Origin of the sequence: Pseudoalteromonas aurantia 208 (assembly GCF_014858725.1) — a bacterium.
Taxonomy (GTDB): domain Bacteria; phylum Pseudomonadota; class Gammaproteobacteria; order Enterobacterales; family Alteromonadaceae; genus Pseudoalteromonas; species Pseudoalteromonas aurantia.
In genome coordinates, this window is sequence record NZ_AQGV01000012.1 from 1,710,073 (window position 1) to 1,730,540 (window position 20,468).

Annotated in this window: 14 protein-coding genes; 5 read left to right on the top strand and 9 right to left on the bottom strand. The window is 40.2% G+C overall.

Annotation, left to right across the window (positions count from 1 at the left end; genetic code table 11):
- The first annotated feature begins 270 nt into the window (after positions 1–270).
- Complete coding sequence (locus PAUR_RS11180) at positions 271–2,253, top strand: methyl-accepting chemotaxis protein (protein ID WP_192507834.1); 1,983 nt, start codon at positions 271–273, stop codon at positions 2,251–2,253.
- A gap of 88 nt (positions 2,254–2,341) precedes the next feature.
- Here the strand turns inward: PAUR_RS11180 and arsJ are convergent, their stop codons facing one another.
- The 3 genes from arsJ to PAUR_RS11195 are packed head-to-tail and all read right to left on the bottom strand — an operon-like array spanning position 2,342 to position 4,933.
- On the bottom strand, positions 2,342–3,550 hold the full coding sequence (gene arsJ, locus PAUR_RS11185; protein ID WP_192507835.1) for an organoarsenical effux MFS transporter ArsJ: 1,209 nt from the start codon (positions 3,548–3,550) through the stop codon (positions 2,342–2,344).
- A gap of 8 nt (positions 3,551–3,558) precedes the next feature.
- A complete protein-coding gene (locus PAUR_RS11190) occupies positions 3,559–4,566 on the bottom strand; it encodes an ArsJ-associated glyceraldehyde-3-phosphate dehydrogenase (RefSeq protein ID WP_192507836.1) in 1,008 nt (335 codons plus the stop codon).
- Between the two features lies 1 nt (position 4,567).
- Positions 4,568–4,933, bottom strand: a complete 366-nt coding sequence (locus tag PAUR_RS11195; RefSeq protein ID WP_192507837.1) for a metalloregulator ArsR/SmtB family transcription factor — start codon at positions 4,931–4,933, stop codon at positions 4,568–4,570.
- A 177-nt stretch (positions 4,934–5,110) separates the two neighbouring features.
- Here PAUR_RS11195 and PAUR_RS11200 point away from each other — a divergent pair, with 177 nt between their 5' ends.
- The 3 genes from PAUR_RS11200 (at position 5,111) to PAUR_RS11210 (ending at position 9,314) form a co-directional block, all read left to right on the top strand.
- A complete protein-coding gene (locus PAUR_RS11200; RefSeq protein WP_192507838.1) occupies positions 5,111–5,293 on the top strand; it encodes a hypothetical protein in 183 nt (60 codons plus the stop codon).
- A gap of 153 nt (positions 5,294–5,446) precedes the next feature.
- Positions 5,447–6,796, top strand: a complete 1,350-nt coding sequence (astB, locus tag PAUR_RS11205) for an N-succinylarginine dihydrolase (protein WP_192507839.1) — start codon at positions 5,447–5,449, stop codon at positions 6,794–6,796.
- Between the two features lie 169 nt (positions 6,797–6,965).
- Complete coding sequence (locus PAUR_RS11210) at positions 6,966–9,314, top strand: hypothetical protein (RefSeq protein WP_192507840.1); 2,349 nt, start codon at positions 6,966–6,968, stop codon at positions 9,312–9,314.
- Between the two features lie 328 nt (positions 9,315–9,642).
- Here PAUR_RS11210 and PAUR_RS11215 read toward each other — a convergent pair whose 3' ends face one another.
- The 5 genes from PAUR_RS11215 to PAUR_RS11235 all read right to left on the bottom strand — a co-directional run bounded on the left by PAUR_RS11215 (position 9,643) and on the right by PAUR_RS11235 (position 18,748).
- The gene (locus tag PAUR_RS11215) at positions 9,643–12,315 is read right to left on the bottom strand and encodes an ATP-binding protein (protein ID WP_192507841.1); all 2,673 of its coding nucleotides are present in this window, start codon (positions 12,313–12,315) and stop codon (positions 9,643–9,645) included.
- 89 nt (positions 12,316–12,404) lie between these two features.
- Positions 12,405–14,645, bottom strand: coding sequence for a TonB-dependent receptor (locus PAUR_RS11220; protein ID WP_225738339.1), 2,241 nt, complete (start codon positions 14,643–14,645; stop codon positions 12,405–12,407).
- A gap of 245 nt (positions 14,646–14,890) precedes the next feature.
- On the bottom strand, positions 14,891–17,134 hold the full coding sequence (locus PAUR_RS11225) for an NAD(P)-binding protein (RefSeq protein ID WP_192507843.1): 2,244 nt from the start codon (positions 17,132–17,134) through the stop codon (positions 14,891–14,893).
- 34 nt (positions 17,135–17,168) lie between these two features.
- Complete coding sequence (locus PAUR_RS11230) at positions 17,169–18,128, bottom strand: acetoacetate decarboxylase (protein ID WP_192507844.1); 960 nt, start codon at positions 18,126–18,128, stop codon at positions 17,169–17,171.
- A 23-nt stretch (positions 18,129–18,151) separates the two neighbouring features.
- Positions 18,152–18,748 (bottom strand): hypothetical protein, encoded by a 597-nt coding sequence (locus tag PAUR_RS11235; RefSeq protein WP_192507845.1) that lies wholly within the window; start codon positions 18,746–18,748, stop codon positions 18,152–18,154.
- A gap of 274 nt (positions 18,749–19,022) precedes the next feature.
- On the opposite strand from PAUR_RS11235, the gene PAUR_RS11240 reads away from it, so the two are divergent.
- The gene (locus PAUR_RS11240; RefSeq protein ID WP_225738340.1) at positions 19,023–19,889 is read left to right on the top strand and encodes a TIGR02285 family protein; all 867 of its coding nucleotides are present in this window, start codon (positions 19,023–19,025) and stop codon (positions 19,887–19,889) included.
- Positions 19,890–19,894: 5 nt separating this feature from the next.
- On the opposite strand, the gene PAUR_RS11245 is transcribed toward PAUR_RS11240, so the two are convergent.
- Positions 19,895–20,467, bottom strand: a complete 573-nt coding sequence (locus tag PAUR_RS11245; RefSeq protein WP_192507846.1) for a YceI family protein — start codon at positions 20,465–20,467, stop codon at positions 19,895–19,897.
- Position 20,468: the final 1 nt, after the last annotated feature.

Consider the following 20,468-nt stretch of genomic DNA (forward strand, 5'->3'; position numbering starts at 1 on the left):
CCTCTGCCTATCCAGCAAGTACCCATTACAAACACAAAATTAACATTTCATCCTTTCCCATCACAAAACAATAAATTATCTCAGAAATATCAACAAATTTGCACCAAACAAAGCCATTTAAGGAACAAATAACACTCATTTGGATTAGTTATTTAGTATTAATTAATCCTTTTTCATTGACACTTCTTTACAATTATACTGTGATAATTATTCTCATTTGTCGAAGTATCATGTACATTTGCGCCGCTGTTAATTATGTGTGGAGTAAATATGTTAATCAAAACCCGATTGTTGTTGTCTTTTATGTTAATTGGTTTAGTACCAGCCGGGGTGATCGCATTGTTCTCTCTCTTTACTGCCAGTACCACGTTAGAGCAGCAAGCTTACAACCAGCTCACTTCTATTAAGCAGATAAAACATACTCAGTTAACAGACTACTTTGATGCCCGAAAAGCGGATTTAGAAATCTTAGTCTCTGAGTGGCAAACTGCACATGCGCAAACTAAGGCACAATCATTAGCACACGTCGCGCAAGAGCATCACGCATTTTTTCAAACATTTATAGAGCAAAAAGGCTATTACGATTTATTCGTTATTAGCCCAAATGGATTCGTTGACTACACCGTTGCAAAAGAAGCTGATTATCAAACAAGTTTAATTTCAGGGCCATACCGTAATTCAGGGTTAGCTGTGCTGTATAATAATGTGTTAGCCAAACGCAAATTTATTCTGCAAGACTTCTCTCGATATGCCCCAAGTAACAATGATCCAGCCGCATTCATTGGCTTACCAGTTATTATTGATGGCAAAATAACAGCCATTATTGCACTACAGCTTTCAATTGATGCCATTAACCGCATTATGCAAACGCGTGATGGTATGGGAGAAACGGGTGAGTCTTATCTTGTGGGTGATGACTTACTGATGCGTTCAGATTCCTATTTAGACCCAACAGGTCATTCAGTTATCGCAAGCTTTGCCGGAACAGTAGAAAATAACGGTGTTAACACCCTTGCTGTTAATAAGGGATTACGCGGCGTGTCTGATACTGAAATTATTATTGATTACAACGGTAACCCGGTTTTATCCGCCTACTTACCTTTTACCTTTGCTAATTTAAATTGGGTTTTGCTTGCTGAAATTGATGAAGCTGAAGCATTTGCACCCGTTTATAAAATGTATTGGATAATTGGCTTCATTGCGCTACTCACGGTGTGTGGCGTCGTCATCATTACGCTGGTTATTTCAAAATCAATCATACGCCCACTAGGTGGCGAGCCAAGCACAATGCAAGCCATTAGTGAGCGTATTTCAGAAGGTGATTTGCGTCAAACCTTTACTGACACAACAGCACAGCAAGGTGTGTATGGAGCGATGTCACGTATGAACAAATCATTAAATCAAATGATTGGCACTATTGTCGAGTCTACCTCACAGTTAGCGAGTACAGCCGCCCAAACCAGCGCTGCCAGCAGTCAGTCAAATGCAAGTTTACAAGAGCAACATGCCAATATTGAACAAGTGGCGTTCGCCATGGATCAAACCAACCAATCAATCGAGGAAGTGGCTACTAACGCCCGTATTGTGGCAGATTTAAGTCATAGCGCGGAAAAAACCTCTTCTTCAGCAAACGACAACCTGCAAGCAACTGTTGCACAAATGACCCAGCTTAGCACCGCCATCGATAACGCAGAGCAAGTCATTAAACGGGTAGAAGGCAATGCACAAAATATTAGTCGCGTATTAGAAGTGATTCAAACAGTGACCGAACAAACGAACTTACTCGCATTGAACGCTGCAATAGAAGCCGCCCGTGCTGGTGAGCATGGTCGAGGTTTTGCGGTTGTCGCCGACGAAGTCAGGCAACTGGCACGTAAAACACAAGAGTCGACTGCCGACATCGAAGGTATGATCAATAGTTTACAATCGGGTACCCACCAAGCGGTTGAAGAAATGCATCTCTCGATTGAAGCCACCAAGCTGACAATTTCTGCCGCCAATGACAGCGCTTCCCTTTTAGAAGACAGCGTGCAGCAAATCAATCAAATAGCGCAAAGTGCTGAAATGATAGCTACAGCCGCACACCAACAGACCATGACCACGGATGAAATTAAACACAACGTTGAGTCTATTAAACAAGCTGCTGTTGATAATGCAGCCGGCGCAGACCAAGTTTCTTCTGCCAGCTATGAGCTAGATAGGCTCAGTAACGATCTCAAAAAAGTCACTGAAAGTTTCAAATTAGCTCACTAACATCACAAACGCGTTAACGCGATGGCGCAGCCATAACGTTAACGCGGTAATCAAAACATTGATTAATATCATTGCTAGACAATAATGTTTAATTCACTTTTTGCAGCTTTTTCGTGATGATAACCGTGCAGCCCAGCAGCACCGCAGACACAATCAAACAGGCACTCAAACCATAGAATTGGTAAATCAGACCAGAAAATACCGTGCCGAACAACCGGCCCATCGCATTGGCCATATAATAAAACCCAACATCCAGTGACACACCATCGCTGTCTGCCAGTTTTACAATCAAGTAGCTGTGTAAGGAGGAGTTAATAGCAAACACCGCCCCAAAAACCAGTAACCCCACCACAATCACCCACAAAGGTGTAATATCTAAATTGAGCCCTACAACAATGCATAATGGGATCACCGTCAGTGGCACCACCCATGCAACTGCAGTCTGTATACTGTCATGGATCGTGTTTGGCTTGCCGGTCAATTTTGGCGCGTTCGCTTGTACGATGCCATATAAAATCACCCAAGTTGCCATAAAGCCCCCTACCCAAGTATGCTCCCAACCAAATTGGCTAGACAAATACACCGGTAAAGCAACAACAAACCACACGTCCCGAGAGGCAAACAAACACAACCTTGCCGCTGAAAGCAGATTTATAGAACGACTTTTAGAAAAAATTTCAGAAAACTTCGGTTTGTGCTTTTTCTTGCCTAAGTCTTGCTTTAGCAAGCATATACTCATAAACCAAGTAACGCCTAACATACCCGCCATAGACCATAGCGCACCAGCAAACCCCAATAAGCTCAACAACATGGCGCCCAAAAAGAAGCCAACCCCTTTGAGTGCATTCTTAGAGCCGGTTAATAATGCAACCCATTTATACAAAATACTATCTGCGTCTTTAGGCACCAGCAGTTTAATGGCACTTTTTGCACTCATTTTATTAAGATCTTTGGCAATCCCTGATAAGGCTTGTGCGCACATGACATAGGCCACAGACAGCCACTGCGGTTCTATCGCAAGCATAACAATAGCAACCACTTGTAACCCTAGCCCCACATTCATGGTTTTGTTCAAACCAAGTCGAGCGCCAAGCCAACCACCAAGTAGGTTCGTCACCACCCCAAATACTTCATAAAACAAAAATAGCATTGCAATGCTTATCGGGCTATATCCCAGCTGATGAAAATAAAGCACCACCAGCATTCGTAATGCACCGTCAGTTAAAGTAAATGCCCAATAATTTCCTGTAATTATTAAATATTGCTTTATATCTTGTGGTAGTGAAGAAAGTGCCATGCTAATACTTATCCATTCTCTGCAATAACATAACGCACTAAGTCAGCCGTGCGGTTTGCATAACCCCACTCATTGTCATACCACAAATACATTTTAACTTGAGTGTCATTGATCACCATGGTTGATAGAGCATCAACAATACTGCTGCGTGGATCAGTTTTATAATCTACAGAGACCAAAGGCCGAGTTTCATATCCTAATATACCCTGCATCGCGCCATTAGCTGCATCTTCCATCCAAGCATTAATTTCTTCTTTTGTCGTCGCCCGACTGACCTCAAAGACACAGTCTGTGATTGACGCATTTGCCAGTGGAACACGTATCGCATGGCCATTTAATTTGCCCTTTAACTCCGGAAATATATGCGTAATGGCTGTTGCAGAACCTGTTGTGGTTGGAATAAGGCTTGCTCCACATGCACGCGCGCGTCGTAGGTCTTTATGCGGTGCATCTAGAATCGTTTGAGTGTTGGTAATATCATGAATCGTCGTCATTGATCCGTGTACAATGCCAATTTTATCTTGTAATACTTTGACAACGGGTGCTAAACAATTCGTTGTACATGATGCAGCCGTGACGATTGGGAATTGTGACTTGTCATATTGGTCATGATTCACGCCCATGACAATATTCAATACCCCCTCTTCTTTTACCGGGGCAGTTACCACAACATGTTTAACTCCTTGGGTGAGATAACCTGTGAGTTTTTCTTTTGTTTTTATTTTACCTGATGCTTCTAAAACCAGGTCACAACCCGACCAATCGGTATCTTCTAGCAAAGTATTATGCGTGACATGAATACGATGTTTACCAATCATCATATCATTTTGCGCTGCTAACGCTTCATGTTCCCAGCGACCGTGTACTGAATCAAAGTTCATCAAATGGGCCAATGTTGCCGCGTCCCCAGCTGGGTCATTGATCTGGACAATTTCAATATTGTCACTATTATACAATGCGCGCATGGTCAAACGCCCCATACGCCCAAATCCATTAATACCTACTTTCACTGACATTTTATTCCCCTTTTAACTCAATATTACAGCACGATGCAACGCGCTCAGGCCTTGAGCCCATTTCATTTAGTTTCGTTAACGATGTTGAAAAATAGCTTTTATTCTCGCCATGTGTTTGTACTAATGTATCTAGCGCCCAGTTCGGCAGCGCATCATTGATTCTGTAATAAACCCACTGCTTATGTTTTCTATCTAGCAGTAATTTAGCTTTACGTAACTGAGCAAGGTGCCTCGACACTTTAGGTTGGCTTTCACCTAATGCCACCATTAATTCACACACACATAGTTCTTTTTCATGCTGAATTAATAACAAGGCTTTTAATCTGGTTTCATCACTTAGGCATTTAAAAAATGTCACTGGATCCATTATTCACTCATCATCAAACCTTAATATACGAAATATCATATATTCGAATTTTCATATGTACAAGTTTTTTTATTGTCCTGAAACATTTTGTAATAGATTAAATTTTGAACTTTTTGCAAGAAAGTTCTAGTTTTAAGGTACCCAAGGGATCTTGGGCAATAAAATGAAGGAATTATCATGAAATTAACTCTACATAAAAAACAAATAAAAACACTCATTCATAACAAAGCTGCATTAGGTGAGGATGCAACACCAAAAGTTGCTGGCGGTCGTCCAAAAAGTTGGTGGGGAGGCTGTGGCCCATCGATGGATCGGGCCTGCTACGAAGAATCATTGTCTCCACGCTTTTGTGAAGGCTAGTTTTTAGCTCGGCAAAGCACTTTATTAAAGTGCTTTTTCCGTATTAATCGCATACTTTCCCCCTAATAATTTGACCCTTTACCGTTAAATTCGATATTAAATCAGCCGCTATATAGGCATAATAATCAACGATAATATAAACAAGGATTTAACATGAGTGAGCAAACCCAAAGCTTTGAAGTTAATTTTGATGGTTTAGTCGGACCAACACATAACTATGCCGGACTATCTTATGGAAATGTCGCATCACTAAACAATGCGGAAGCAATTTCTAACCCAAAACAAGCGGCATTACAGGGCTTAGTAAAAATGAAAGCCATGCACGATATGGGCTTAAAACAGGGGATTTTTGCGCCTCATGCTCGACCCGACATAAATGCATTACGACGCTTGGGATTTAACGGCACCGACTCACAAGTTATTAACAAAGCCGCGAAAGAATCTCCCGTGCTTTTACGAACTTGTTACTCAGCTTCTGCGATGTGGACAGCAAATGCCGCAACCGTATCACCTTCACAAGATACTGCCGATAAAAAGGTACACTTTACCAGTGCTAATTTAAATAATAAGTTCCATCGCTCTTTAGAGCCTGTCACGACTAGCAACTTACTCAAAGCGATGTTCAACGATGAAAATACGTTTGTTCACCACACACATTTACCTGACCAACCTTTTTTTGGTGATGAAGGTGCGGCAAATCACACGCGCTTATGTGATGACCATGGTAGCAAAGGGTTAGAAGTATTTGTGTATGGTGCCAGCAGCTTAAATACCCAAATTACTGGGCCGACTAAATACCCTGCTAGGCAAACGCTTGAAGCCAGTGAAGCAGTTGCGCGATTACATCAAATTCCCCAAGAACAGCGTATTTTTATACAACAAAATCCAGATGTTATCGATCAAGGCGTTTTTCATAATGATGTTATTGCAGTGGGTAATGCCAATGTTTTATTTTGCCACGAACAAGCATTTTTGAATCAAGCAGACGCGCTCACACGCATCAGACAAGCGTATGTTGGTGAAAAATTACATATTGTTGAGGTGCCTACACATGCTGTTGGTGTACAAGATGCCGTGACAAGTTACCTGTTTAATAGTCAACTTGTCAGCCTTGCTGATGGCAGTATGATGCTTGTCGCCCCTGAAGAATGTATTAAAAACAGCAAAGTCGCCAACTATATTGAGTTCATGCTAAGTGCAAATAACCCTATTAACACCGTGAAGTTTTTCGATTTGCGTCAAAGTATGCAAAATGGCGGTGGCCCAGCTTGCTTACGATTACGGGTTGCGCTAACTCAAAACGAACTTGGCAAAGTGAATCAAGACACGTTAATGAGTGATGAGAAGTTTGTATTGCTTAATGCGTGGGTAGAGAAACACTATCGAGATCAACTCACCGATAGCGATTTGGCTGATCCTCAGCTACTCACTGAAACTTACACAGCACTAGATGAACTCACTCAAATATTGAGTTTAGGTAGTGTTTATGAGTTTCAACGCTAGAAATACCACAATTAAGCCATAGTACCACTATGGCTTTAAGCTTGCTTCCTTCCAACTTCTTGAATGAAAATTTTACCCCAGTTCGGCTTCTAACGTTAAAATTTGTATTAGTGAAAAAGCCATGATACTTTAAATTGCATACAATATACATAAATTAAAAGGCCTCACTATGCTGCGTAAACTATCTCTACTCAGTACACTCCTCCTTACAGCATGCACACACACAGATGCAATTAAAACACCAGATACTGTCACTGCCTCAGTCACTCAAGTCGCTTCTCAAACGATGCGCGCAGATGTGACTGTCGCAGGTAGAACCAGTAAGTTGAATCATATTGATATCGCCTTTATGGGAAAAAGTATTCCACGTACTTACAGCGACAATAAAATCAGCAATAGTCGAGGTTACGACTGGTGGGTGAGTAAGCATTTCGCGTTAAAAAGTGACTTACCCGAAGATAAAGTACGCTTATACCTTGAGTTGCTTGAGATGTCGTACCCGCATTATGTTGAACTTTTTGGTATGGAGCCAGCGAATATCGCCAACCAACGCATTGCGGTGGTATACGGTAGCTCACGCGCTAGATTACGTGAAGCTATGTTAGACGATGGGTTCTTACGCGGCGTCCATAAAACCGCGGGAGGTGAAACCATGTTTTATAACCGCGCAGGTTATAACTTTCCAAGCCACCGCCAACACCATCAACGTTACATCGTCATTCATGAAACAATGCATGCATTTCATATGGCACTTAACGGTCATTCCACTTGGGCACCAAATTGGATCACTGAAGGACTCGCTGACTCAATTGCCAGTCATGTCTATGACCCACTATCAAAAGAATTAACCGTCATGGTTTTTGACCGTGCACCAATGAATTATATCAAAACCGGCTTGAAACAGTATAAAGCAGCAAACTCACCAACCATTGAACAAATTAATGATGATCCAGCTCTAAAGCGTGGACTTAACTTCTTCATTGTACACTTTTTAATGAATGATCCGGTTCGTCAACTCTATTTCAAGCGGTTTCTTGCTAACTTAATGGCTGAAAACCCCCACTCAGACCAAACGTTACCAACGGCTAATAAATTACTCAAAGCCACCTTTCCTAATTGGCAAGCTGTAGAGCATCAATTTCAAGCTTTTGTCGAAAATATCAGCCCTACCTTTAAAATTGTCAGTGGCCCGTGGGAGCAAAATGGCGGTGCTTACTGGTTACGCAGTGACGAGAGCACTCAGCTACACCAATTACAAATTAACCCAAATGCACAGGCGCAGCACCCTGTGTTAGATTTTCCAAAGCCACTCACCAGCCCACTCGTTGACATATCACAGAAAAATACCATTGCAGCGCACATTGATTTTGAGCCATCTCAGCTCAATCGAGGAGAAATAGGTCTTGGACTCGTCAGTAAGAATGCACAAGTGGATACGCCTTCAGTGCCTTTGCTCATTTCACAAGGTGCTTTTGTTAAACTTGATTTGACGTCTATAAATAAAGGTTCTCAAGTTTTAGCGTTACAGCCTAGTATTGTCGAAGCAATTCAGAAAGAACAAGCGCTAGGACTGTCTATTATTCCTGCTCACAACAAAATACACGTCACTGTTGCGACACAACAGCATCGGCAAACTGTGAATTTTGATAGTTCAATTGAGCTTGACCCATATCGTTTTGATTTGCTTGGCCAAGGTATGAATCATCAAATAACTCCTTATATATCGCAACACACACATACCGTTGCACAGTTAGGTCAAAACAACCCAGATCCGTGGTTATACGACCAGCCAGCGCTGGTTTTGAGAGCATTTAATACCTGCCAACAATTTGCCAACATACTTATCAATTGCCACTCTCAGTTAACGCCGCTACTGAGTAAGCTACCCGATACAGCTCAACATACTTTGGTGACATCTGCAGTGCGCAAATTATTGGCTGATTGGAAAAGACAATTGCCAAACGAAGCTTTAATGACACTCAGTGGTGTTAAAGTCAGTACCTATTATGAACAGGGTCAACCTTACTTAGCTATTAACAACCCAACACAAAGCAACATCACGGTCAGCGTGCAGCAGCAACACGTAGCAACTGCCGCTTCTGGTATAAGCCATATGAAACTTGACATACCAACCAAGTTTAATAACGCCAAACACCTGCCGTATGAGTTACGTTGGGAGGATTCTCTATTAAAAGGTCAGCTAGATCTACAAGCAAGCGCATTTGACGGCGTATACCTAGATGTAGTTGAAAAAGATGAGCAACTTTCGCTGCAGCTGTCCGGCCCATACTCAGGTAAAACATCGGGGAAAATTACCGTACAGTTTTCGGCGTTCGACCAACCTAAAAGAAGTCAAGAACTCTGGCAACAAGATGTGTCACTTGCTCCCTATGAACACAAAACATGGCAGCCAAGTATGATAGACATCGGTCATTTAACACATGGTAGAATTGAAATCTCTGCGGTACTAGATGTTGATGGTGAACCAATTAAATTAACTCAGTACATTACACTGTAATAATACCTCACTGTCGACGCATAACAGCGTTAAATCAACTTCTCTTGTACGTCGACAGTCACGCAAGCATATACCCTTGTTATTTGTAAATTCAAACTAAGCTCCGCTAATCTAAATCATAAGACAGTTAGTTAATTGTAGGAAAGCCTAGATATATCAAAGCCTGCCTACCAGTTCTTTTGAGCACCCCTTTCTCTTTGTTACTTAATATTCGCTTAGATTACTAGGCCACATATTAAGCGCCGCGATAAAAGCATGCTCAAAGAGAATAAAAATAGAACAGCAAAGATCAACAGCCCCTAATATATTAATAAACCTACGTGATAATTTAGCCTGCTTTATCACATTCTGCTTGTGATATTGCCACTTCCATCGCTTTAATGAGCTCTCTGACTTTACTTTCAATCTCGTCCATGTCTGCTGTTTTTAGCTTAATGTCTATATCTGAAGAAAGGATATGAATTTCTTCACAATCAAACATGCCCGCGGTCCCTTTAATGGCATGTATCGACTTTGATAAGCCATCGATATCTTGATATTTGAGTTGATTTTGTAATTGCACTTTTTGCTCGTACAAACCCGCTATATACTGTTGTTTTAATGCTTCAAACTCTTCATCAGGTAAATCAAGTTCATCGTCCACAGCAATATTCAAATAATGACTCACTTTTTGATTAAATTGAGCTCTATCAATTGGCTTCGACAAATGATCTGTAAAACCAAGTTTCATGTAGCGCTCAATTTCATGACGCATGGTATTCGCTGTCAGAGCTATCACTGGCGTACTACATCCTGTTGCTTGAATAAAGTTAAGTGCTTGCTCTCCATCCATTACGGGCATTTGAATATCCATTAAAATCAAATCAAACTCCCCATCTAAAACTGCTTGTACCGCTAATTGACCATTTTCAACAGTGGTAACATTTAAACCCATTCGCTCTAAAATACGCTTAATAAGCCGACTATTATCACCGTGATCTTCAGCAAGTAACACATCTCCATTTAATTCATCTTGCGTGTGAAATGGTTGCTCAATATCAATTCGACTTTGATTAACTTGTTCAAAGCTATCAACCCACTGCGTTTTTTCAGTCGTAAATAAGCCCAATCGCAATGTAAATGCAGTACCAGACCCTACTTCACTTTCTACATCAATGTCACCATCCAGTTTGCGTGCTAAGCTCTTTGAAATATTGAGCCCTAACCCTGTGCCACCATATTTACGTGATGTTGATGAATCAGCTTGGTAAAATGCACTAAATAGCTCTTTTTGCTCATCTTTCGCCATGCCAATACCGGTGTCTTTAACGCAAATAAGTAACCGCTCGTTTTCACACCTTACGTCTATTGAAATTTTTCCAACCGTGGTGAACTTTAACGCATTCGATGTCAGATTAAGTAATATTTGTCTCAACCTAGTCGGGTCAATAACTACAAAATCCGGAAGAGGAAAGTGGTAGTTAAGCTCAAACTCTAGCCCTTTATCGCGTATTTGCTTACCTAATAAAGACTCAACATGTGCTATAGAGTGGAATAAGTTCGCTTCTATCAATTCAATTTCTAAACGATTCGCTTCTATCTTCGACATATCGAGAATGTCATTAATTAAGCCCAATACATGTCGCGAGTTTTGTAAAATAACACTAATAGCATGGTTTCGCTCATGAGGCTTTATATCGCCTAACATGATCCCATCAGCATAACCAATTATGGATGTCATGGGTGTACGGATCTCATGACTCATATTTGCCAAAAATCGACTTTTTGCTTCACTGGCGTCACGTAATTCAGATGCCAGTTGTTCTAACTCATAAGTACGCTTTAAGACTTTTGACTCTAAATTTTTATTTAACTCAATGTTCTCTTCACTGGTTAACCTAAACTTATCTGCCACTGCAAATGCCAGCAACATAGCATCTAATGCTATTCCTGTAAGACCTAACAAATACAAATTCAACGTTGATGGCGGCAAAACACCCAAATTACCAATCATGTTTGGCACCATCATGGCAATATATGCAAGCACAAAGTACCGTGCTGGAATGAAGCCATCTAACACACATCGAATACCAGCGTACATGCCTAAACATAAAGCAGTACCTGTCATCACCGTTGCCCATAAGAAGCCAAAACCCGGAAATAAAATACAAAATGGCAATCCAATGGCAGAAATAACGCCAACCCAAATGGACAGTGTCGATAAGTTAGGGTGAGTTTCCTTGAGTTTTAGTAAATTATTATAAAACAATACATTTGCAATAGGTGCTAACGCAAAACCAAGCCAGTGTAAGTGGGCAGAATAAAAACCAAATAACTGATCAGATATGTGAAAGAAGTGACTCCAAGCAAATACCCAGACACCCGTAAAAATTGCATAATACAAGTGCGTGGCGTCCTTAGAGCCAATATAAATAAGTAAATTATAGAGCCCCAATACAATGCCAACACCAAAGCACAAGATCATGATTAAGTTTTCTTGCACAACCAATTGTTTAAACTCAGCGACAGGTTTAATTACCAACTTGGTCGGGGTATAAAAAAAATCACTTTCAAACATGGTAACTAGGTAGTAAGTTTCACCAGGCTTTAAACGGATGGTATTTCCATAATGGAAAGCAAACTCATTTGGGTTTTTCCCGCCAGTATAATAACGTTGTACTTCACCATTTTTATTATAAATACGAGTTTCAATACTCGACACCACCGTATTATAAGGATAAAGCACTAACTCTTCTTGCTCTGTGTTGTTCGTCAGCTTTACGAGTAACCAGTAACGCCCTGAAAACAAAGTTGTTGATGGTAAGGCCTCAAGTTCACTTGACCAATTTGCAATCGAGTCGAATGAATCCGGAAAACGTGTATTATCTTTTGAAGACAATAACATAGCATGATCATGTAAGTTTACATCTTGTTTTTGTTTGTCATAAGAAAAGGACTCACCAAAACTTGGCAAGGATAATATAAAACTCAGTACCACAAACAATTTGATCAATACGTGCATACTATGCCTTGATTCACTCAACAAGATAAACAAGCGGCCTCAGACGCTTCTTTAAATATGATAGTTTCATTAAAAATCAACTTAGGTCGTTAAAATCGATAAGTAAAATCCACCCCAATTCGGCGACCTTCTCCCTTAAAATCCTCTAACATGCCTAAAAATTGGCTCAAGTCGAACTTCAAATGGCTGTATTCCTGATCAAAGAGGTTTTTCGCCCATAAGTTAGCTTGCCAATCTTCATATCGATATAAGGTGTTAAAATGCCAAAGAGCGTAACCTGACTGCATAGCATACTCGCTCTGATTTTGGTCAAAATAATACTCTGATTGATAATCAACACCTAATGAGCTAGTCAATACACTATGACCAATCGTATATTCATAACTTAGTTGTGCATTGATATTTATTTCCGACGTAAACGGAAGGCGTTTGTCTGACAATGTAACACCAAGGGGATCTGTATAGTTTTCAAACTCTGCGTGTGGGATGTACCCTACGCCAACTTTGATCACCATGGTATTACTAATATCATACTCCAGGTCTAGTTCTGCGCCATAAATAGTAGACGCAGCGACATTTTCAAGTAACTGAATAGGCGGTGCGCCTGGTGCAGTAGCGGGCTGATTCATAAAAACTTGTTGATCTTGATAATCATAATAAAAAATGGCGCCATTGAGTTTAAGGTTAACGTCAGGCAACGTGACTTTAGCACCTAGCTCATGCGCGTTTAATGACTCTGGGCCATAGTCAGCTTCTTTTGCCTGCTCAGGACTTGATAAATACCCGCCGTTGTACCCCCCACTTTTGTTTCCATTAGCAAAACTGTAATAGAGCATTTTGTTGGCAGCTAATTGATAATTAATGGCAACTTTACCCGAAAATCCATCATCATCATTTTTACCAACAACATGATAAAATGGTAACAACACACCTTCCGTCATTGTTTGATCAACTACCACGTTAATGTTTGACACCGAGTCGTACTCGACTGATTCATCACTGTAACGTAACCCCGCCGTGACCCTAGTTGAGGGTAACCATTGCCACTCGTATTGTGCAAACAATGCCGTTACTTTAGACTTAATATCATTGTCATAATAAAACTTTGCAGAATTAGCACCAAAGGGAGTGCCGCGTAAATCTCTTCCTAAATCATTATTGTTATCCTGATATAGGCGCTCTTCTAACAAAAATAAGCCTGTGGTTAAGTAGTCTTCATCAAGTTGTACTTGATACCTCAACTCATTGTTTAGCAACTCAGCCTTTAAACCCATATTCCCTTCACACAGCTTCGCCGGCGAGCCATCGCAATTAAATGCATGTTCTCTATCTAGTCGACTAAATGCGTTGACCCATACTAATTGAGCTGTATCTGTAACTTGCCAGTCAACTTCCGCTGTCCACCCTTTACCGATGCTATTGTGAGGAGAATCATTATTAACGCTTACCGCCCAAAAGTCATCACTGCCATCATTAAAGCCAAAACTATCAACACACTTTCCTTGACTCGCTAAACTTGCCGAGCACTTTACCTGATTCACTGGATCACTATAAATACCAATACTCCCCACTGGCTGCACTATGCCATTCCAATGACTATAATGTGCCTTCAGGTAAACGCTGACTGAGTCCCACTCCCCTAAATAACTTAAACGTGCATTGTTTTGCTCTAAGCCAGCCTCTGGTGATGGTTCAAATAAGTTATAACTCGTATACTCGTACTTTGTATGGCTAAATGCCAAGCGTATTGCTGATTCTTCATCCACTGCATGGTTATACATACCTTGCAGCTTTTGCCAATCATCTGTTCCTACGCCGCCAGTTATATATCCATAACTACCAGCATCTGGCCTAGCCGAGCGAATTAATATTGCGCCTCCAGTACTATTACGCCCAAATAGCGTTCCTTGTGGCCCTTTAAGCACTTCAATTTGCTCAATATCAAAGAGATCGACTAACTGGTTGTTTGCAGAACCGACCGATGCGCCATCAATATACATCGCGACAGGGGACGTGTTGGCCGTATTATAATCAATTAAACCAACACCTCGTATATTAACAGCCGGAGGCGTTCCTTCTGCTGCATTTTGACTAATCTTCATGTTCGCGACAAAGTGACCTAATTCAGTCGCATCTTTAACGCCTCGTATTGTGATTTCTTGACCTGTAACATGAGACACTGCAATACTAACTTCATCAATAGTTTGTGCCCTTTTTTGTGCATAAATTTCGATGGTTTCTATTCGGTCATCACTGCCAAGACTTTCTGGGCTATAAATCCCAACGATGACTGAAGAAAAGATAAAATTGAAGGCGAGAGATTTAGTCATTTCCATACTCTTATATTGCAAATCATTAGGTTGCTGGTCATGAGTATAGTTCAAATGTGATACCATCCCAAAAATATCAACAGGTACAGAGCATAATAATTTACTGATATATAGTTAGCAGTGCGTTAAACGTACAAACCTGTACTTTCATGTTAACTTTCCTCAAAAAACATAAAAGTACAGGCTAACTTAATCACAAACTTTCTATGTGTAGCGACACTAAACTGTGCAATAACATTGCTAATTTAGGTACCATCTGGCTCAAAACCAAACTCACCAGAGATCGTCTCTGGATAACCTGATATCGCTCTTGCTGTCAACATCCCTGCCATGACAGCAGCCTCAACACAACCTGCATTTACCCCTGTTTTTATCCAATCTCCAGTAATAAACAAATTCTTAAACAGGGTATCATCCGTCGCAAGTCGATACTCACTACTTCCACTTACAGACAATACATACCGCTCTGAAGGGTCAACATTAACACGCCAGTATTGGCTATCAAACCTCGCTTCATCTAACTGCTGGCCTTGTGAGTACAATACAGACCAATCAAATTCATCATTAATATATGCATTAGGCCATAAAGGCTGCATTTCTTCTTTCAGTTTATTTAATGCATTTTGCTTCACTCGTGTTTTTTGTATCGCATCAAACTCATGATCCGTTGATGGTGGATAAGTATCACAGCTAAATGCACTACAAAAATACGCAATATTTACCGGGCCAGGTTCAGGCCAATCTTCTTTCGTCAATAAGTTCGACATTGCAGCCCATGTATCAAACGGTTGTGAAAAGGCACTCAAAATAGGTCGTTCTTCACTTGGTGGAGTATAATTAAAGCCTAATTGCTCATCCGTTTTATTCATCCAAACTTGAAAGGCCTGCGTTGCAACCGTTTTAACGTGCTGAGCTTGAGCAGCTAATTTTCTATCCCGTTGCAGTAACTCTGGACATAAATGCACTAACGACCCTACAGATATACCAAACACCACTTGATCAAAGTCAATACCACGTTTCAGGGTTTTTGTCGGAATTGGGTGGCCAAATTCAGCTTCATATATTTGCGGCCAATTGGTCCAGAATGATTCCAAGTTAATATTATGCTCGCGTATTAATGCTGCCTGTTCTGGTACTACTTGATGTAATTGTGGCTGTGAAGGCCAGCAAGGTAGTCCCTTTACATCGACCAATGGTTCATAACGCCCATTGACCAGCTCGACTTGCTGACTTACTTGTATTTCATCAATATACTGGCTGCCATTTGGGTCAGTTTCTGGTACCAATGCTGCGACCTGATTGAAAAATTCAAACTTCACCCCTCGCTGTTTTAACAGTTCATATATAGGGGAGAAAATGACATCTCCCATGCCCGCTTGCATTTTCCACATTACCCCACCGTGATAGCATAATATGATACGCAACATCGCCAAAGATGCTACGCCAGCTTCTACATTCCCATTATCAAAATCACCATCAACATAGCCAAATACCAAATCATAAAACCCTCTAACAGGTGCCGACTCAACACTGTACTTTTCATTCGCACCATTTTGTTTAAGCCACTGTTTAAAATCTAAATGATTTATTGAGCCAAAGCCCTTTGAAAATACCTTATCTTTAATCAGTCCAGTTACCATAGCAATACCTAGATCTGCACAAATGTAAGCACGTCTAATATTTTCATTGTCATCCAACATTTCAACTGCTTCACTATTGAGCCAACGCTTCAGCTTCCGTACCAAGTACCACACAACTAACCTGTCTTTTGGTTCACCTAACTCTTTATCATTTGCACGTAATGTCAATAATCGCTGTAGCTGTTGGCCTAAAATTGCAGGGGTTGACCAAATCTCTTTTAATTCATCATGAGCACTTTCAAAAAACTCTTCAACTTCCTCTTCGACATCATCATACGCATCACGTATTTGTGATGCTAAATGCTGTAAGAGTCCTCTATCTCGACGCTTGGTTGTTTGCAGTTTTGTTTGCTTATTTGCCTGCTTTACTTCAAATTCGATAGTGTCAATAAACTTACGTAGCCAAGCGACTAACATTTCAACTAATTGCCAAAAGTGTAGGTCTAAGGTACCGTCAGCCGGATTGCCATCTATGACGGGGAAGTCCACAGGCCAAGTTTGCCATTCATTCTCTATGTACTCTTGTAACACGACAAAACTATGCGGCTTAAATGCGTCTTGCCAAGAGCTTAATGGAACTTCAGGGGGCCGATTTAGCTTATTGTAAACCGTTTCAATGGTCTTAAATGAGTTTACATAAGCACCAAACCAAACATGTAATCCATGTTCTTCAATGCGTTCTGCTATATCAGCGTTTCTACCACTTGCGCCTTTTCCCCCTAAACGCCATCCTAATTGATATACCGTAATATCATAATTATCTTGCCAATTGTCTTTTTCAGTTAGATAAACAGCTGCAGTCATGGCAGCCACCCCTCCACCCAAAATCGCAACTTTTTGCTGAGTCATAATCAGGTTTCCTTGTAAGCAGTAATTGAAATGTTTATTGGCGAGACGTTACAATTTCATAAGCACCATCTTGATCAAAATCCATACACACGTAATAAGGCAACATCGCCTGTTGCGCTCCAAGTGCAATACCAAACATTTCGTCAAACGGAAATGCATCTAAACGATTAATCGTTACTTGATACTCATCCTTTAAAAAACCGACTTTATGAATTTTTTTTACGGCTGATGGTGAGTGAACAACGGCCTTGTAAACAGCTTCATTCGCGAACCCATCTGGAAACTGTTTAAATAAAACCTGATCCATTTGTGGGTTTTTAAAACCAGATAAAAACTGCTTTATCAAATCAGCGCTGATACTTACGTCTTCACAACTAGAATGTAATAATTGGGATATTTCATGGCCAATTTCAACCAATTCCTCAAACCATGTGTCATCATCAGCAACCCGTTTAACAGTGAGCAGCTCATGCCAACCCATTTGTGTTTCTGGGGTAAATGGATGGAATGTATCAAGGCTAATTGAGAAATAGTTGGCTTGCTGATGGCTGCTTGGCATTTCATAACGGCATTGATATTTATTGTACCCCCAAGTTTCTCTGCCATTAACCAATGCATTAATATTATTGACCGCAATAAAGGCTGGGTACCAGTAAATATGCGTTACTTTTTGATTGTTTTTTGTGACTTGTGCAACAGGTAACCACACAATAATATCCGTTTCTTGCATCCAACCGTAATTACTAAACGGAGCAACCTTAGAGGCGATATTTTCAATATCAGTAAACGTAAGCAAACAGTATGAAGAAAGGGCTTTAAAATAAAATTCACTGGAAGGGACACTATTTAATGTTGTATTAATGAACTCATTAATTTTTCCGTATGACCCTTCAATAAAAAAGCCGTACATCATCGCGTTTAGCATTCTACAAGGGGGTTTCGCTATCGGGTTCCCAGGAAAGTGTTGATAACGCCCATACAGTGATTCAGTCATTGCCTGATGTCCTTTTTCTCTCGTTATAATGTAACTTCCACTTGATGATTTGCAAGTGAGTCTTGAACGACAACTACTTCTTGGTCGCACAAATTAGTATAGTGAAGATAAGCGTATTTGTTGAAGTTTTGTGAAAGTGCATTCATAAATCCATGACTGTATCTTGTTCGTATACACTGGACACCTGAAACTGTTTTGAGTTGTGAGATCACTGGTGAAATATCAAAATGTGTTTCTTTATGTGGAAAATACAAATCGACATGGCATCGAGGTCGTAAATTTGTGTAGTTCCGAATTTGCCCAGGGTAAAACCCTATCATTTTCTGAACCCGTTTCAATGGGGTCGCCGCTAACGCACGCCATGCAGCAACCGCACCGGCACTGAATCCAATAATAAAATCTGGTTGTTCATGGATCAGTACTTCCTTCACTTTCGACGCATAGCCATCGTGGCCCATTGTCGCTATAAATAAATCATAGGCCTGCTTTTCTGTCTGACCAACTGAGGTTTGAAAATTCGTATAGGGGGAACAAATGATAACTTTAGAATCAAGCTCTTCAGCGAACGCATTAAGATTTGGGGTGTGACCAAAAATGTCACTTACAATAAGCGTAACCATATTATGTACTCTATTTTTTGTGAGTTTATATTTAGAATCTGTTACGCCAACCTCCGATTTTATCGAAAAATATAACTTCAAAGCAACTGACACACTAAACTTATAAACGGTTAATCATTATCAATCCATTAAAACCAAACATATAAGTGTGCTTTCAGCGTAATATAATTAGGTTGGTATAGTTAATCTTAGCAGTGGTTTTTTGTTTGTAAATTTCTTTCCAGGTTTTTATTACAGCAAGTTTACAAAATTACTCATATTCAAAAATTTGTTTTTGCTACACTTATTTTATGTCAAACAGTTTAGTGATGAAGCATTGCGAACAATTGCTATTATAATACTTTGCTGGGTATGCACTACAAATGCCAACACAATCAACTGGATAAAACTTGATTTTGCCCCATATTATATACTTAACGGTGAACTACAAGGCGCCGGGCGAGATGAGCAAATTATTAGCTTATTACAAACTGCGATGCCAAATTACCAATTTGTATCGGACGTTTTACCAGCCAGCAGAGCAATTCACGAGCTTTCAAATCCAAGTAAAACGCGTTGTATAGTGTCATTATATAAAACGAAAAAAAGACAACAATTCATCCAATTTACAGACCATTACTCAACCATTGGCCTCTCACCATCAATGTCACTCAGAAAAGATACTATTAAAGCCCTCAACTTAAAACCAGGTCAAAAAGTGTCACTTATTGATTTATTAAAAGAACATAAGCTCACAGTAGGCGTTGCCTTAAATCGATCTTTTGGCAAGAAAATTGATACTATTTTATCTGAGTTGCCGAGCGAACAATTGCTTTTGCGCCCTGGTAAAGACCCGTTAAAAAGCTTAACTTATATGCTTCTAAAACAAAGGCTAGATATCATTATTGGATATCCAAGTGAACACTACCATTTACAAACAACACTTAAAGATAAAGATCAGTTAGCACAGCTTATCATTGCAGAAACCAATGCGATTACACATGGCTATGTTGGTTGTACAAAAAACAGCGCCGGCGCACAGTTAGTATCACACCTCAACATTGCGTTGAAACACCTCTATGCAAACCAGAAGTTCAATGAAGTAATGTTAAAATGGCTGCCCAATGAGCTCAAAGCACAACTGAACAGCCATTTACACTAACTCAATTACTTTCGGATCCCTTCAATATATAAACCAAGATCGACATGTGTTGACGCAGGCCCTAGATCATACTCTATCCCATAATCTGCCAGTTTAATTTTTGTGTTCCCTTCAAAACCAGTGCGATATCCCCCCCACGGATCACTCCCCTCTCCTAACTTTTGAATATCGAAGTGAATGGTCTTTGTTACCCCATGTAAAGTGAAATTACCTGTTACCGTGCCTTTCGTTGCATCATTAAACGTAATATCTGTACTTTCAAACTTCGCTTTGGGATATTTACTTACATTTAAGAAATCTTTCCCTCTTAAGTGTTTATCGCGTTCTGCATGATTTGAGTCAATTGAACCAGTATCGATAACAAGTTTTATCGCGGAGTCATTTGGTTTTTTAGCATCATAATTAAATTCGCCTTCAAATTGGTTAAAACGACCGTGTAACCAGCTGTAACCTAAATGCTTAATTTTGAAATTAATGAAAGCATGAGCGCCCTTAGTGTCAATCACATAATTTGCTGCACTCGCCATATTGGATGCTAAACAGCTCGCTATAGCACCAACTATAATTAATTTCTTCATA

Coding starts and splice junctions, on each gene's coding strand:
- PAUR_RS11235 (WP_192507845.1), bottom strand. CDS start 18,748: ATGGTTACGCTTATTGTAAGTGACATTTTTGGTCACACCCCAAATCTT.
- PAUR_RS11190 (WP_192507836.1), bottom strand. CDS start 4,566: ATGTCAGTGAAAGTAGGTATTAATGGATTTGGGCGTATGGGGCGTTTG.
- PAUR_RS11210 (WP_192507840.1), top strand. CDS start 6,966: ATGCTGCGTAAACTATCTCTACTCAGTACACTCCTCCTTACAGCATGC.
- PAUR_RS11195 (WP_192507837.1), bottom strand. CDS start 4,933: ATGGATCCAGTGACATTTTTTAAATGCCTAAGTGATGAAACCAGATTA.
- PAUR_RS11245 (WP_192507846.1), bottom strand. CDS start 20,467: ATGAAGAAATTAATTATAGTTGGTGCTATAGCGAGCTGTTTAGCATCC.
- PAUR_RS11180 (WP_192507834.1), top strand. CDS start 271: ATGTTAATCAAAACCCGATTGTTGTTGTCTTTTATGTTAATTGGTTTA.
- PAUR_RS11230 (WP_192507844.1), bottom strand. CDS start 18,128: ATGACTGAATCACTGTATGGGCGTTATCAACACTTTCCTGGGAACCCG.
- arsJ (WP_192507835.1), bottom strand. CDS start 3,550: ATGGCACTTTCTTCACTACCACAAGATATAAAGCAATATTTAATAATT.
- astB (WP_192507839.1), top strand. CDS start 5,447: ATGAGTGAGCAAACCCAAAGCTTTGAAGTTAATTTTGATGGTTTAGTC.
- PAUR_RS11220 (WP_225738339.1), bottom strand. CDS start 14,645: ATGACTAAATCTCTCGCCTTCAATTTTATCTTTTCTTCAGTCATCGTT.
- PAUR_RS11215 (WP_192507841.1), bottom strand. CDS start 12,315: ATGCACGTATTGATCAAATTGTTTGTGGTACTGAGTTTTATATTATCC.
- PAUR_RS11200 (WP_192507838.1), top strand. CDS start 5,111: ATGAAATTAACTCTACATAAAAAACAAATAAAAACACTCATTCATAAC.
- PAUR_RS11225 (WP_192507843.1), bottom strand. CDS start 17,134: ATGACTCAGCAAAAAGTTGCGATTTTGGGTGGAGGGGTGGCTGCCATG.